Annotated in this window: 14 protein-coding genes and 1 riboswitch; of the genes, 8 read left to right on the top strand and 6 right to left on the bottom strand. The window is 41.0% G+C overall.

From position 1 onward, the window contains the following. Nucleotides 1–114: 114 nt before the first annotated feature. The 3 genes from RB215_RS00915 to RB215_RS00905 form a co-directional block, all read right to left on the bottom strand. Entirely contained in the window at nt 115–1,179 is a 1,065-nt protein-coding gene (locus RB215_RS00915) for an OmpA family protein (protein WP_011326901.1), read from the bottom strand. A gap of 385 nt (nt 1,180–1,564) precedes the next feature. Continuing rightward, on the bottom strand, nt 1,565–2,974 hold the full coding sequence (locus tag RB215_RS00910) for a YdiU family protein (RefSeq protein WP_306287641.1): 1,410 nt from the start codon (nt 2,972–2,974) through the stop codon (nt 1,565–1,567). Nucleotides 2,975–2,983: 9 nt separating this feature from the next. Then, entirely contained in the window at nt 2,984–3,682 is a 699-nt protein-coding gene (locus RB215_RS00905; RefSeq protein WP_058372338.1) for a DNA-3-methyladenine glycosylase I, read from the bottom strand. Nucleotides 3,683–3,885: 203 nt separating this feature from the next. After that, a riboswitch (Lysine riboswitch) is annotated at nt 3,886–4,083 on the top strand. Nucleotides 4,084–4,235: 152 nt separating this feature from the next. On the opposite strand from RB215_RS00905, the gene dapA reads away from it, so the two are divergent. From dapA to RB215_RS00880, 5 genes are all read left to right on the top strand, one after another. After that, nucleotides 4,236–5,120: a 4-hydroxy-tetrahydrodipicolinate synthase gene (gene dapA, locus RB215_RS00900; protein ID WP_011326898.1), complete on the top strand. Its 885-nt coding sequence runs from the start codon at nt 4,236–4,238 to the stop codon at nt 5,118–5,120. 15 nt (nt 5,121–5,135) lie between these two features. Further along, nucleotides 5,136–5,876, top strand: a complete 741-nt coding sequence (locus RB215_RS00895; protein WP_309216686.1) for a 2,3,4,5-tetrahydropyridine-2,6-dicarboxylate N-succinyltransferase — start codon at nt 5,136–5,138, stop codon at nt 5,874–5,876. Continuing rightward, nucleotides 5,876–7,081 (top strand): PLP-dependent decarboxylase, encoded by a 1,206-nt coding sequence (locus tag RB215_RS00890; protein WP_309216684.1) that lies wholly within the window; start codon nt 5,876–5,878, stop codon nt 7,079–7,081. Before RB215_RS00895 ends, RB215_RS00890 begins: the two co-directional genes overlap by 1 nt. 49 nt (nt 7,082–7,130) lie before the next feature. Next, a complete protein-coding gene (locus tag RB215_RS00885) occupies nt 7,131–8,249 on the top strand; it encodes a M14 family metallopeptidase (RefSeq protein ID WP_309216683.1) in 1,119 nt (372 codons plus the stop codon). Between the two features lie 194 nt (nt 8,250–8,443). Then, on the top strand, nt 8,444–9,478 hold the full coding sequence (locus RB215_RS00880; protein ID WP_309216682.1) for a phospholipase A: 1,035 nt from the start codon (nt 8,444–8,446) through the stop codon (nt 9,476–9,478). Nucleotides 9,479–9,554: 76 nt separating this feature from the next. On the opposite strand, the gene RB215_RS00875 is transcribed toward RB215_RS00880, so the two are convergent. After that, entirely contained in the window at nt 9,555–10,448 is an 894-nt protein-coding gene (locus RB215_RS00875) for a bifunctional GNAT family N-acetyltransferase/hotdog fold thioesterase (protein ID WP_208834386.1), read from the bottom strand. A 162-nt stretch (nt 10,449–10,610) separates the two neighbouring features. Here RB215_RS00875 and RB215_RS00870 point away from each other — a divergent pair, with 162 nt between their 5' ends. Continuing rightward, the gene (locus RB215_RS00870; RefSeq protein WP_011326891.1) at nt 10,611–11,339 is read left to right on the top strand and encodes a spermidine synthase; all 729 of its coding nucleotides are present in this window, start codon (nt 10,611–10,613) and stop codon (nt 11,337–11,339) included. Here the strand turns inward: RB215_RS00870 and dtd are convergent. Beyond that, nucleotides 11,323–11,760 carry a D-aminoacyl-tRNA deacylase gene (gene dtd, locus RB215_RS00865; protein ID WP_058372331.1) on the bottom strand — a complete coding sequence of 146 codons (438 nt, stop codon included), beginning with the start codon at nt 11,758–11,760 and terminating at the stop codon, nt 11,323–11,325. The genes RB215_RS00870 and dtd overlap by 17 nt on opposite strands. A gap of 1 nt (nt 11,761) precedes the next feature. Then, the gene (locus tag RB215_RS00860; RefSeq protein ID WP_011326889.1) at nt 11,762–12,664 is read right to left on the bottom strand and encodes a virulence factor BrkB family protein; all 903 of its coding nucleotides are present in this window, start codon (nt 12,662–12,664) and stop codon (nt 11,762–11,764) included. An 87-nt stretch (nt 12,665–12,751) separates the two neighbouring features. On the opposite strand from RB215_RS00860, the gene RB215_RS00855 reads away from it, so the two are divergent. Together RB215_RS00855 and RB215_RS00850 are read left to right on the top strand one after the other, a co-directional pair. After that, a complete protein-coding gene (locus RB215_RS00855; protein ID WP_011326888.1) occupies nt 12,752–13,408 on the top strand; it encodes a DUF2959 domain-containing protein in 657 nt (218 codons plus the stop codon). Nucleotides 13,409–13,500: 92 nt separating this feature from the next. Then, a complete protein-coding gene (locus RB215_RS00850; RefSeq protein ID WP_011326887.1) occupies nt 13,501–14,580 on the top strand; it encodes an MBL fold metallo-hydrolase in 1,080 nt (359 codons plus the stop codon). The last annotated feature ends 112 nt before the right edge of the window (nt 14,581–14,692 follow it).

Raw genomic sequence — 14,692 nt, 5'->3', positions numbered from 1 at the left:
TTTCTATGAATGTTTATTAAGTAAGAATCATTAGTATTAATTTTTAATTTAAGTTTTTAGTAGGCATAAAAAAACCCAGCATAAAGCTGGGTTTTTGTAATTCAATCGATTTTATTAACGTAAAACTTTAACGTTTTTAATCGTTTTGATATGCGCTTCTACACGACGGTTTTCTTCGTGTGCTGCTTTAGTGTTCGCTTCATTTTTAAGACGCTCTTCACCTAAACCAACTGTAGTAATACGGTCTTCTGCTACGCCATCAGCTACTAATTTTTTAGCTACTGCGTCAGCACGTTTTTTAGATAACCACTTGTTGTAAGATGCTTTACCTACAGAAGAAGTATGACCTTCTAAAAGAACAGTTGTATCTGGGTACTCTTTTAAGAACTCAGCTACTTTATCGATATCGTTTAAGTACTGTGTAGATACTGCAGATGTATTATTAGGGAAAGTCACTAATAAGCTTACAGTTACTTCTTTATCTTCGTATAAAGTACAACCTGTGCCATCAACTGCATCTGTCATTGGTGTGTTAGGACACTGATCATCTGCATCTGGAATGTTATCGTTGTCGCTATCTACTGGTGCAACTTCAACAATTACTGGCTCTGGAGCTGGTTGAACTGGCTCTTCTGCTACTGAACTTTGACCAAATAAGTAGTTAATACCTAGTTTAGCGTTCACATCGGTATAACCACGGTCAAGACCTTGATAAACAGATGTTTCTGCGTTAACAAATAAGCCGTCTGTAATGAAGTGCTGGTAACCAACACCTGCGTTTAAGAAAGTATTATCTGTTGCTACTTTTACTTCTTTAATACCAAATAAACCATAGAAAGGACCGCCACCAAAGTGGTAAAGTGCATCAACACCAAAACGCTCGCCGTCTACGTCGTTACGATTACCATTAGGAATCGGATTTTTAAGAAATGCATTAAAGTCCATATCTGCATACTCAAGACGTGCACTCCAGTAATCACTGAAACGGTAGCCAACTTCAGCACCCCAACTTGCAGATTCATTAACTTCCAAGTTTTGGTGCATGTTTAAGTTTTTCCAAGATGCATCGTAATAGTCACCGAACACACCAATGTAAAAACCTTCAGTTTTTTCTGCTGCAAATGCTGATGCGCTAGTTGCAGCTAACGCGATTGCGATTGTAAGTGATTTTAATTTCATTGTTTTCTTCCCATTTTAACAATTAAAAAATATAGCTAATTCGTTCTAGCTCAACCAGTTTTATTAATATTACCTGATCCTTTATTAATCAATACTTAACAAAAGATAAATTAATTCGTTTTCAACACTCTATATACAAGTATCAGTAAGTTTAGGACATATTAATTACTTTACCCAACCCCTAGATAATAAATACTATCGCTGGTATCTAAATTTATTAAATAACCATACCGACTTCACTAGCTGAGTTTATATTGAGCTCCAAGCTCCTAGCTTTAAATGCATATCAATAATATCAGCTCAGTTTATTGTGCTCAATAATAAAGCAGCGCTACGGCCGCTAAATGACCTTTTATAATCAGCAACTTAAATTTACATCTAGTGATTAAGTACCACAAAAAGTATAATACTCTTTATCGCTGCTAGGTGCATCCTGAAATTTTGCCAATTTGTCTGTATTTTCATAAGGTGTGTGCATAACCTGCATAAACTCATGCAATAATTCACTTGAGCCAGTCTTATTATACTCACTAAGTATTTTTTCGATCACATGGTTACGAGGAATAACTCGCGGATTAGCTGCCCGCATTACGGTATAGCTGCGATCATCGGTACGTTTTTGCCACTTACCGGCCCACTGAACTAATACCTCTGGTATGCTCATTCCACCTGTTAAAGACTCGGTTAGTGCATCAAACGTGTTGGTATAGTCGAGTTGGTGCTCTTTTAATAACTGTAATAGCTCTGCAATTAACTCTTTATCGGCTGTATCTGTGCCAGCTAAGCCCAGTTTTGTTGCCCACATTGCACTAAATTCAACATTAAATTGCTCAGCAAAACCATCTATTATTGGGGTCATTAACGCCACAGCTTGTTCGTCGTCATCATTTACAAGCGGTATTAAACTCTCAGCTAAGCGGGCGCAGTTCCAGTTAGCAATATTAGGTTGATTACCAAATGCATAACGCCCTTGCTTATCAATAGAGCTAAACACGGTATCAAAATCGAAGCTGTTCATCATGGCACATGGGCCATAGTCGATAGTTTCGCCGCTAACCAGCGTATTATCGGTATTCATTACCCCATGTATAAAGCCTACTCGCATCCAACTAACCACCAGCTCAACTTGGTTTTTAATCACTGCAGCTAAAAATGCTAAATAGCGCTCAGGTCCTGTTGCTTGAATTTTTGGGTAATGACGCTCAATAGCTAAGTCGGCAAGGTTTTTAAGCCCTTCAACGTCGCCTTGCGTTGCTAAATACTGAAACGAGCCAACACGAATATGGCTACTGGCTAAGCGCGTTACAATAGCGCCAGGTTGGGGTGGGTTTCTGTACACGGTTTCGCCACTACCAACCACTGCTAAGCAGCGCGTAGTTTTTATACCTAACGCTTGCATTGCTTCGCTCATTATATATTCACGAATTGCTGGGCCAAGTGCACAGCGGCCATCGCCACCACGAGAGTAAGGAGTGGCACCAGAGCCTTTTAATTGAATGTCCCACAACTGGTTTTGCGCATCCTCTACTGCACCTAGCAAATGAGCACGCCCGTCGCCTAAACGTGGTGAAAAATGTCCAAATTGATGCCCTGAGTATCCCAGTGCAACCGCTGCAATTGCTTGCTGTTCGTTGCCGCTAAAAGTACTGGCCCGTAACTCAGGAACTACATTAATATTAAACGCTTTAGCTAAGCTATCATTCCAAAGTAATAGCTGTGGGGCGGCCACCTTAGATGGGCGATCTTCAATTGCAAAATTGTCGGCTACTTGTCTGTACCTTGGCATTAAATTCATAACTACCCTCTACTGTTGTTGGCTTATACCTACACGATTATCGCCTACACTGTAGGCTATAATTAAGCTTAGCTCTTGCATGCTCAAACCGCTTTGTTGTTGTAATTCATTAAAGAACGCTTGCGCTGCAGTTAACGACTTTTTAGTTTGTAAGCCACCATCAATAATTTTATGCGCGCGCAAATAACTCTCAACATCCCGCGATAATAAAAAGGTGTCTTTACCCAATGCACGCAAAGTATAAGGGCCGGTATTTCCACCCAAGCGTGCACCGTGTTTTTTTAAGTACGCCCACAAACCAATAATATCTTCACTTGGCCAGTCTGCAATAAACTGACTAAAGCTACCATGTTGCTGGGTAACCTCATGGATCATGAACGCATTTTCGGGGATCGTTTTTACTTTTTTATAATTACGAACAATGCGCTCGTCGCTGGCTTTTTGCTCCAACATATCGGGTGGCATCATTAATAATTTTTCAACGCTAAACTGCCAAAAAACCTCTCTAAAGCCTGCCCACTTGCTGTTAATAACCGACCAGTAAAAACCACTTTGAAAAACCTTGCGCGTAAACTCTTCCAGCCAATCATCATCACTTAAAGCTGCTAATTGTTGCTTAGATGCAGGTTTAGCGAGTAATTGCTGTAGCATTTGTGTTGAGCCTTTTCGCTCTACTGCTCGCTGATAAATATCATTAAATTTTTCCATCTGCTTGAAACCTTATTTTGCAGTTACAAATTTCGCGCCGCGATTACCCCCTAGTTTAAGGGAAATCGTCCTTATACGTAACCGTTACCAAAATCGATGACACTATCTGCACTTAGCTGCTTGACACCCAGATGGCTAAAATGATTTAATCATCGCACTTACCCTATTTAATTATATTTGTATTGCTAGCAGTACAAATATAAAGGGCTGGAAGAGGTGCGTTATTCAGGTAGCGTATGTTAGGAGCACAAACTCCATTGAGCATACGTAAGGGGAATCAACGCCGAGAAACAACAATATTTGTGTCATTGTTGTTTCGGGCGACTAGGTTGAATCCTAGCGACTGTCACCAATAGCTATTTAAACGTAGCTTATTAGTTTGGTGGAGAGCTTCTGGTCTTAGTATAATAAGGCCGTGCGCCCTATTATTTAAGCCCATTCGCTCTTCGAATTATAACATACCCTACACGTGGGTATTTGTTCGAACGATGTTAATGCGGCTCTTTCCTATATAGCTTCTTAACTCACCGAACATTCTATAAGTTCGCGAGAGATGATCAAAAACTTTAATTTAGATGACTACTCAGTCTGGACGGCGCTCGTTACTCCGTTTAATCAAAACGGTACAATCGACTATGGCACCTTAACCACTTTGGTTGCTGAGCAAGCCGCTGCCAATAATGCTATTTTATTACTAGGCAGCACAGGTGAAGGCTTAGCCTTAACACTTAAAGAGCAACAAGCCATTGTTGAGCACGTGTGCCAATTATCGCCTAATGTACCCTTAATGGTGGCTGTAGGTGGTATGAACCTCAAACAGCAATTAGCCTGGGTTGAATACTGTAACCACTTGCCTATTCATAGCTTTTTACTTGGCTCGCCGCTTTATGCAAAGCCCGGTGTAATTGGGCAAACCCATTGGTTTGAAAGCCTTTTAAATATAAGTAAACACCCTTGTATGCTTTATAACGTACCAGGGCGAAGCGCTGTCGATATTCCAGTGGCAACCATTCAAAACCTACAACAACATAAAAACCTATGGGCACTTAAAGAAGCCAGTGGCAACATTGCGCAATTTGAAGCTTACCGTCAAGCGGCTCCTAACTTAGCTATTTTTAGCGGCGACGATGCGCTTATGCCCTACTTTGCCCAAGCCGGCGCTAAAGGGCTGGTATCGGTAGCAGCTAATGCTTGGCCGCTACAAACTCACGAATTTGTACAGCGTAGCCTAAGTGGCCAATACCCTAATTTATTTACTCAGTGGTCAAGCGCAATCAGTAGCTTGTTCACTGTAGCAAACCCCATTCCCGTTAAAGTACTCATGCATTTACAAGGGCGATTAACGAGTTCGTATTTACGCCCACCGTTAACTCACCTCGAATTAACGCAAACAACGTGCATTGAACAAGCAAACAACACCATTTTATCTTGGCATTAAACATAGGTTTTTATAATGAGCTGGTTAGAACTATTAAATAATTTAGAGTCGGGCGCAGTACGCGCAGCATCACAAAACGAAAGCGGCCAATGGCAGGCTAACGTTGCAGTAAAACAAGGTATTTTAGAAGCCTTTAAAAATGGTACAAACACCGAATTTGTCGGTGGCTTTGTTGATAAACATAACTTAGCGCCACAACAGTTTAGTGCCACCGATGGCGTACGTATGGTCCCGGGTGGCTCAAGCGTTCGCCGTGGTGCTTATGTAGCTAAAGGCACTATTATTATGCCACCAGCGTATGTAAATATTGGCGCATACATTGACGAAGGCACTATGGTAGATAGTCACGCTTTAGTTGGCTCGTGCGCGCAAGTAGGTAAAAATGTACACCTTAGCGCAGCCGTGCAACTTGGCGGTGTGTTAGAGCCAATTGGTGCCAGCCCAGTGGTAGTTGAAGATGATGCATTTATTGGCGCAGGCTGCGTAATTGTTGAAGGCGTAGTAATTAAAAAAGGCGCAGTACTTGCCCCTGGTGTGCGTTTATCGGCCACAATTCCGGTTTACGACTGTGTAAACGAGCGCCAACTAGACAAAAGCGAGCCAATTCCTGAGTACGCTATTGTAATACCAGGCTCTCGCCCTGCTTCAAACGAATGGGCGCGTGCACAAGGTTTAAGCATGTCGTGCGCGTTAATTGTTAAGTATCGCGATGAGCAAAGTGATGCATCATTACTACTTGAAGAGGTTTTACGTTAATGAGCTTTTTGAGCACGGGCGTTAAAACGGCAATTAATGAATTATCAAGCCAACTCGATAGCCCATTTTTTGTTTACGACCTAGATACGCTAAATAGTCACTTGGCACAATTGGTCGCACAAACCGAGGTAAAACTTTGGTATGCGGTTAAAGCGAATCCGCTGTCTAAAATTATTCAATGCTTAGATAACGCCGGGTTTAATTTTGACGTAGCCAGTAAAGGCGAGCTTGAGCAAGTACTTGCTCAAGGCGTTAGTAGCGATCGCGTGCTCAACACCGGGCCAGCTAAAAGCCCAAAACAAATTAAACACTTTATTGAGCGCGGCGTACGTACTTTTGTTGCCGAAAGTATTAATCAAGTTCGCTGGCTCAATGAGCAAGCCAAGCTACAAAACTATCAACTACAGGTATTACTGCGCGTACAGTTACGTTGGCCCGAGGGCGAAAAAAATCCACTAGGTGGCGATAGCCTCACGCCATTCGGACTCGGTTGTACAGAGTGGCAGGCACTTAATATTACCGACTATGACGCACTTAGCTTTGATGGCCTGCATATTTTTCAATGGGGAAATATGCTCAGCACGCAAAAACTCAGTGAGTTGTGGTCACAAATGATTGCACCACTTAGCCAACTTGCCCGCGATTTAAATATAAACCTTAAAATTTTAGATTTAGGTGGCGGCTTAGGTATTCCGTATACGCAAAACGACATAACGCTTAATTGGGATGACTTAATAACTGCCCTCGCTAAAATTAAAAAACAGGCGGGCGTTGAAGAGTTATGGATGGAGCTTGGCCGCTATGCCGTGGGTGAATGCGGACATTACGCAGCCCCAGTAGTAGAGCGCAAACAAAACTATGGCCAACAACAAGTTATTTTAAGTGGCGGTATAAACCACTTATTGCGCCCAGCCGTCACCAGTCAAGACTTTCCAGCAGCATTACTACGAGATTCACACACACCAACCCAAGCTATGAGCTTATACGGGCCACTTTGTACCGCACTCGATTGCTTGGGCGAGCACGCATTACCAAGTGATCTCAATGAGCACGACTGGTTGGTGTTTAGTCAATGTGGTGCCTATGGCTTTAGTGAAAGTATGCCGTACTTTTTATGCCACGAACTTGCTGGCGAATATGTTTTAGAACAAAACAAACTTAGCTGTTTGCGTACAGCCGAAGATGCCAGTTATTACTTGAGATAATGTACCTAAGATAATGTACCTGAGATAAAATTAAAATGTTGAGATACTCATGATCGCCTCACCAATTAGTCAAGAAAACATCGTCGTTGGTGAAGTTGCCAATGGCTTACCACTCACTATTCCTGTGTATCGTTTAAAAGGCGATGGCACGGGGCCAAGTGTGTATATTCAGGCCAACATGCACGGAGCTGAAGTACAAGGTAACGCGGTGATTTTTCAACTACTTGAACAATTAAAGCACCTTAATCTTAAAGGTGATATTACTTTAGTGCCCTATGCCAACCCTATTGGTTGCAATCAAAAGTCGGGGGAATTTACCCTAGGTCGGTTCGACCCTATCACCGGCACTAATTGGAATAGGATGTATCATTATAATACTGATTTAGTCACTCAGTTTGCACAAAACCATATGCAATACGACGATGCCATATTAAAAAGCGCGTTCAAACAGGCACTTATTGACGAAGTTGACAGTAAACTCAATGGCCCTGCTTATTTACTCAATACTGGTAAACGCATTGCGCTTAACTTACAAAAGCTCGCTCACCAAGCTGATATAGTACTGGATTTACACACAGGTCCTATTTCAAGCAAGCACTTGTACTGCCCAACCTATGCGACTAATAGCGCTCGCTACTTTAATATTGAGCACGTACTGCTTATTCCAAGTGACTTTGATGGTGCGATGGATGAGGCAAACTTTTGTCCGTGGTGGCATTTAAGCGAAGCACTGAGCAAACAAGGCCGCGAGCTCAGCATACCTGTAGAAGCTTTTACTGTAGAGCTAGGCAGCCAAGAAAAAATAGACTTGAGCGAAGCACTAAACGATGCAAACAGTATTTTAAGTTACTTAAATTATAAAGCCGTATTTGTAAATGCGTCCCACACTCCAGCTAACATTACTCGCTACGCGTGTCATTTAAACGATTACTTTGCTTACTACGCGCCCATGGGCGGAATGGTTGAGTATATTGCCCCCCTAGGCGGGCATATAAAAGCCGGTGAGCCAATTGCTAAAATACTGCGCATGGAGCGTTATTTAAGTGAACAACCACTACAAACACTTTCCCTTGAATCTGACGCTATTGCCATACTGCATTTTGCCTCGGCGAGCGTTAATCAAGGCACTGAACTGTATAAGTTTTTTACTAACGTATTTGAGCTTTAAGCTCTCCCTTCTCATTGCGTGAGAGTAAGTTAACTATAGTTAATTTGCATTATAAAAGCGGCTTAGGCCGCTTTTATTTTGATCTAATTATACTAAATATACGTAAATTCAGTAAAAGTTCACCGTTACATATGTAAAAAGGCGTTATAATTAAATTAACGCATTAAACCATCAATACTCACAAAGGAATTACAATGAGCTGGCGATACTTGATCATACTTTCAACATTAGTTAGTACTACTATTTTTGCTGAAGAAAAACCTAAAAGCAATGAGCAAAATAGTAATATTGAGCTGGTAAAACAATGTATTTTAAATGAGGTAATTGGTGGAGACGGCAAGCAAACACTCGATCAGCTTCGTAAAAAGTGCTCCGCTCTTGAAGAAGATAAGCAACTTACCGCCATCGATAAGCGCAAAGCACGAGAAGCAGTAAGCCAAAAAAACCGTAATGTTATTACGCCACATAAACGTAACTACATTTTACCTATTTCGTATGTATCGCATCCGAACAATAGCTCGTTTGAAACATTTGACGAGCTAACTGGCGAAAAAAATGACGAGCCACTCGATAACTTAGAAGCCAAATATCAGCTTTCAATTAAAGTGCCTCTATTCAATGACTTTTCAGATGAAGACCAAGCTATATTTTTTGCCTTTACACTACAGTCATATTGGCAGCTTTATAACAAAGAAAGCTCATCACCTTTTCGTGAGACTAACTACGAGCCAGAGGTTTTTTGGGTTAACTATTTAGATCCAGAACACGTTCCTTGGGGCGACGAAATGGCTGTTGTTTTGGGTATTTCGCATCAATCTAACGGTAATAGTCAGCCAAATTCACGTTCATGGAACCGTATTTACGCTAACTTTATTTGGGAAAAGAATGGCTTTGTATTTAACTTTAAGCCTTGGTATCGTATTTCAGAAAGCGAGAAAGAAACACCTTTAGATCCAAGAGGCGACGACAACCCTGACATTTACAAATACATGGGTTACTTTGAGTTTAGCGGTGCGTATCGCCTTAATGAACATGAATTTAGCTTTATGACCCGTAACAACTTAAATTCAGACAATCGCGGTGCATTACAGCTCGATTGGTCATTTCCGCTTTGGGGCCGAGTGCGTGGTTATGCACAGTACTTTAATGGCTATGGCGAAAGCTTAATTGATTATAACGCTGATATAGAAAGAATTGGCGTAGGTATACTACTTACCGATTTACTTTAATTAATTAGCGATTAAATTAAACAAATTAAAAAGCCAAGCATCGCTTGGCTTTTTTGCGTTTTAAAGAGTTAAACAGTTATTTTTTTACTACAAACTGCCCTTCAAATTCAGCCACTACCTTATCACCATCATAAATAATAACAGGTACTAAATAGCTGGCTTTACCTTCAGTTTCTAACTCGCTGAGCTTACCCTTACAGCTTTGTATATCAACACAGCCGCGTGGATCACTGCTAAGCGGTTTTAAATATTTAATATTGGCATCGGCTAATACAATATTTCCTTCAAGCCCTGCTTCTTTTAGTGCTAAGTAGGTTGCGCCCCAACCCGTAAGGGTTGCTAAGCTATAAATAGAACCAGCAAACATAGTGTTATGCAGGTTTAAATTAGCATCTAAATCTGCGCTAGTAGTAAACTGCCAGTCGGTATAGCTCTCTACTTTAATGCCCATTGCATCACTAATTGGAATTGACTCCCGCCAGGTGTTTTGCAGCACTTGAGTCCAGTTAGGGTGGCGAAACCAGCCTGGCTCTGATGGCTTTTGTTTTACCATTTTATAGTGTTGTACATCGTCGTACGCTAAATGCGCTTTTTCTTGTGTTTCATAACCATGGCGCTTATAAAATTCGAGTGCGCGCTCGCGTGCAAATAACACCAACTCTGCAGCGTCTTGTGACCATGCTATTTTTTCTAGGTCATGTAATAAACGACTACCAATATGCTGATTACGACTTTCTTCAGCTACAGCCATATAGCGAACTTGAGCTTGTTGCTGGTTATTAAAGTGCAGCCGCGCCACCCCTAATACTTTACCCGCTTTATTTTTAATAAAGCGATGCTCGGCATCTTGTTCTAAATCATCCTGTTCAGAACCACGTGGCTCACCCCAAGGGGCACGTAAAATTTCCCAACGTAATTGATAATAGGCTTGCCAATCTTCACTACTTTGCGGTGTACTTACCTGAAACATACATACTCCTGCTGTTAAGCCGTAAATAAAATACAACGTCACTTAATTATGGCAAATACCATACTCCATCTAAAAAAAACTGCCAATACGACTTTGGTGATGGCAAATACAAAGTGTAAAAAATTAATGACAAAAGCCATTGCGCTTTGCTTCGGCTAGTTTATGCTGGGCAACATGAGCGAATACATAAACCCTGTAAATGGCCTGATTAATAGCTATTTTATTGAAAATAGCCACAGTATTGGCCAGTTACTTTATTGGCATAAATATGGGGGCGATCACATTCAAGTACGCCAACATCAGCAACTGCGTTGGCTGCTAATAAATGACACTCTGCAATCTGTGGTAACGCAGCAGCAACCAAGCAATTTATTACTGCCACACTTACAGTGCTTAGCACAGCATTGGCACACATTAAGTACCCCTAAAAAAGTACTCGAACTGGGGCTTGGCGGCGGCGCAATTCGTAATTATTTGCTGCACCAATATCCACACGCAAAAATCACCTCAGCTGAAATAAATGCAGATATAATTAGTTGTTATAAAAAGTTTTTTACTACGCAGCAAGTGCCTAATAATAATACACAGCGGTTACTTTGTGAGGATGCTCAGCAAGTACTGGCGCGCGCCCGCAACATAGATTGGATTATTTTAGATTTATTTAGCCAAATAGACGCACCACGATTTTTATTCGCACCCGCTTTTTATCAAAAAATACACGCAGCCCTTAACAACAACGGCACGCTATTTATTAATTTTTTATCGCAACATGAGTCGCAATTAAAACAGTTACAGCAAGTATTACTTAATGTATTTGGTTATAAAGTTAGCCCGCAAAAGGTAGCAGGCTATATAAATCATATTGTGGTGATCACTAAACAGCTAAATTAAAGGTTACTGGCCCATCGTTACACAAACTCACTTGCATATCGGCACCAAACTCACCGGTAGCAACCGTTAAATTGAGCGCCTTGGCTTGCGCTACAAAGTATTCGTATAACTCATTAGCTTGGCTTGGAGTTGCCGCCGATGAAAAGCTAGGTCGCATGCCCTTTTTAGTATTTGCCGCCAAAGTAAACTGCGATACTACCAACAGCTCACCAGCAATATCTTTTAGACTTAAGTTCATTTTGTCGTTTTCGTCAGTAAAAATGCGGTAATTACTAATCTTATGCAGCAACTTATCGGCCGCTTGCTCGTCATCTTGTTTTTCAACACCCAACAACACTAAAATTCCTTGGCCAATTTCGCCAACTACTTGGTTATTAATTTCTACTTTGGCATGTTTTACACGTTGTATTAAACCTTGCATTTTATAGCGTATCCTTTGTATTTTCTTGCTCGTCTAGCTCTATTTCGGGCGTGTCTTCAATATTTTCAGGGCTAATACACGCCGTAAGCTCAGCGCCTAGCAACACCACTATCCACGACAAATATATCCACACAAACAAAATAGGAATGGTAGCAACTGCACCATAAATAACTTCATAAGATGGAAAGTGGCTAATATAAAGCGCAAAACCTTTTTTAGTTAACTCAAACAACATGGCAGCAAATAGTGCACCTGGTATCGCCGCTTTAAACGAAACCCGAGTGTTGGGCACCAAGGTGTAGAGCATAATAAAACCCACCATAGAAATGCCGTACGGCAATAACTTTAATAAAAAGCCACTAAACCCCGGAATCCCCTGATCAGCAAACGACACCAACGATACAATATACGAAGTAACTGCAATACTGCCGCCTAAAAATACGGGCCCTAAACTAAGTACCATCCAATAAACGGCAAACGAAATCATCATTGGACGCTTTTTCTTAATTCGCCAAATACGGTTAAGCGTGGCATCAACATTACGAATAAGTAACAAGGCAATAGCAGCTAAAAAGCCAATGCCCACTGCAGTCATTTGATTTGCATTGCCCGCAAACGAGCTAATATGCTCTTTAATAACATCTGACGAAGTAGGCACAAAGTTAGTAAATAAAAAGCTTTCAATTGCTAATCGAGTTGATTCAAACCCCGGAAAAGCCGAAAATATCGCCACACCTACGGCAATTAATGGCACCAAAGACAGCAAAGTTACATAAGCTAAATAGCCCGCGTTAACGGTTATTTGGTCATCAATACAGCGGTTAATATATTGCATCCACCAGCCGGGTTGCTGCCGTAAAAAAGATCCAACTTGCTGTTTATAATAAGAGAGCTTATCGTTCATAACATTGACTTGTGCTAATATAATTTTGACCATAATAACAATCAGCACCATAATTTACAGCATTAACACACGTAAATAGGAAACCAAATGAAAAAACAAACATTACTGAGTGTTACCGTACTTGCACTTGTACTAACATTATCGGGTTGCCAGTCAGCTTATTACTCGGCCATGGAAAAAGTAGGTGTTCACAAACGTGATATTCTTATTGACCGCGTAGAAGAAACCAAAGACTCGCAACAAGAGTCTCAAGAAGAGTTTAAATCAGCGCTTGAGCGCTTAACTACACTTATTGATTTTAATGGTGGCGAACTGCAAGACACTTACAATCAGTTAAACGATGACTATGAGTCGAGCTTAAATGCCGCTAACGAAGTGTCAACTAACATCAATAAAGTAGAAGACGTAGCAGAAGCTTTATTTGATGAGTGGAGCGATGAGCTTGAGCAATATAAAAGCGCATCACTTAAACGTGAAAGCAGTAAAAAGCTAGCCGCGACTAAGCGTCAATTTGATCAGCTATTACGCTCAATGCGCAGCGCAGAGAGCAAAATGGAGCCTGTATTAACATCGCTTCATGATAACGTTTTATACTTAAAGCATAACTTAAACGCACAAGCGGTATCGGCTATTAAAGGCGAGTTCACTAACCTTAAACGCGATATACAATTGCTTATGAACGACATGAACAAATCGATTGCCGACTCAAATAAATTTATTGAACAAATGAATAGTGCCGGTTAATTAGCTGATATTATATTTAAATTTGCCTGCATTATTGCAGGCTTTTTTATGGCTGCATGGCTGCTTTAGCACTATTTAAAACGGATTTAATTATGAAACACATTACCCTTATAATCTTTATAAGCTGTTTTTTATCAGCGTGTAGTACACCTAATCAGGTGCAAAAAATAGCTGATAAAAACTCAGTTATTGCTGTTAACAACCAAACAGGTCGTTACCATAATTTATATCAAGGCAAAAAGGTTTACCCAACCACCTGCGAGCAAAACTGCTACCCGCCACATCCGAACTTGATTTGCGAAACACCCAGCAGCAACTGCCAGTATCAAGGTAAGCAAATTAAGCCGCCGCTCAATACCGGTTATACGGTTCGTTGGTTAGGGCATGCCAGCTTTGTGGTCAGCACACGTAATGGGCAAAATGTATTATTTGATCCGGTTAGTGAGCAGTTTGATTCACCGGTTGATTTAGGCTTTAAGCTTGCAGGTGGGTTTTATCGCAAACCCGGAGCATGGCCAAATAAGCAAACACTTGAAAACATTAACGCCGTTATGTATTCGCATATTCATTATGATCACTTTAATAAAGCAGATATTAAAAAACTGGGTAATCAACCACGTTATTTAGCCCCGCTAGGCATGGCAGATAACTTCCCAACGGGTGGCTTTAATATTACTGAAATGGCGTGGTATGCAAAAACCAGCATTGAGGACTTAACCATACACGCAGTGCCTGCACATCACTTTAGTAATCGGGTGCTTATTCCCTATATTTACGAAGATGATAATAAAGATTCTTGGAATGGCTGGCTGCTTGAACAAAATGGCAGCACCTTATTTTTTGCCGGCGATACTGGCTATTCAAAACACTTTAAAGACATACAACAAAAATACGGTGATATAGACCTATGCCTAATGCCAATTGCCTCTTATTACCATAAAACCAACGCTAAAGGGTATCGATACGTTCATACTACGCCAGAGGATGCCCTTAATGCGGCCACAGAGCTTAATTGCAAAGTAATGATACCATGGGGGTATGGCAACTCAAGTTGGCAAATGGGCGATCACAGCAGCCACTCAGCGCTATCGCGCTTACTGCATATGTATAAACAAATGAATGCACCAGTACCGCTGTATATTTTAAATGAAGGCGAAACAATTAAACTTTAACTAATGCACGTAGGTTGGGTTGAGCGCAGCGAAACCCAACGAAAAATACCCTACCAACAAACACTAGTACTTAGTCTTATCGGCTGTTTTAAGCTCACTCTGCGTACAAAAG

The sequence above is a fragment of the Pseudoalteromonas sp. HL-AS2 genome (genome assembly GCF_031198805.1).
GTDB lineage: Bacteria > Pseudomonadota > Gammaproteobacteria > Enterobacterales > Alteromonadaceae > Pseudoalteromonas > Pseudoalteromonas nigrifaciens.
This window is presented reverse-complemented; position numbering and strand designations above follow the sequence as displayed.

What these genes read in the sequence shown, in the direction of transcription:
- RB215_RS00890 (WP_309216684.1), top strand. Translation starts at nt 5,876, where the DNA reads ATGAGCTTTTTGAGCACGGGCGTTAAAACGGCAATTAATGAATTATCA.
- RB215_RS00905 (WP_058372338.1), bottom strand. Translation starts at nt 3,682, where the DNA reads ATGGAAAAATTTAATGATATTTATCAGCGAGCAGTAGAGCGAAAAGGC.
- RB215_RS00885 (WP_309216683.1), top strand. Translation starts at nt 7,131, where the DNA reads ATGATCGCCTCACCAATTAGTCAAGAAAACATCGTCGTTGGTGAAGTT.
- RB215_RS00875 (WP_208834386.1), bottom strand. Translation starts at nt 10,448, where the DNA reads ATGTTTCAGGTAAGTACACCGCAAAGTAGTGAAGATTGGCAAGCCTAT.
- RB215_RS00880 (WP_309216682.1), top strand. Translation starts at nt 8,444, where the DNA reads ATGAGCTGGCGATACTTGATCATACTTTCAACATTAGTTAGTACTACT.
- RB215_RS00895 (WP_309216686.1), top strand. Translation starts at nt 5,136, where the DNA reads ATGAGCTGGTTAGAACTATTAAATAATTTAGAGTCGGGCGCAGTACGC.
- RB215_RS00915 (WP_011326901.1), bottom strand. Translation starts at nt 1,179, where the DNA reads ATGAAATTAAAATCACTTACAATCGCAATCGCGTTAGCTGCAACTAGC.
- dapA (WP_011326898.1), top strand. Translation starts at nt 4,236, where the DNA reads ATGATCAAAAACTTTAATTTAGATGACTACTCAGTCTGGACGGCGCTC.
- RB215_RS00870 (WP_011326891.1), top strand. Translation starts at nt 10,611, where the DNA reads ATGCTGGGCAACATGAGCGAATACATAAACCCTGTAAATGGCCTGATT.
- RB215_RS00860 (WP_011326889.1), bottom strand. Translation starts at nt 12,664, where the DNA reads ATGAACGATAAGCTCTCTTATTATAAACAGCAAGTTGGATCTTTTTTA.
- RB215_RS00910 (WP_306287641.1), bottom strand. Translation starts at nt 2,974, where the DNA reads ATGAATTTAATGCCAAGGTACAGACAAGTAGCCGACAATTTTGCAATT.
- dtd (WP_058372331.1), bottom strand. Translation starts at nt 11,760, where the DNA reads ATGCAAGGTTTAATACAACGTGTAAAACATGCCAAAGTAGAAATTAAT.
- RB215_RS00855 (WP_011326888.1), top strand. Translation starts at nt 12,752, where the DNA reads ATGAAAAAACAAACATTACTGAGTGTTACCGTACTTGCACTTGTACTA.
- RB215_RS00850 (WP_011326887.1), top strand. Translation starts at nt 13,501, where the DNA reads ATGAAACACATTACCCTTATAATCTTTATAAGCTGTTTTTTATCAGCG.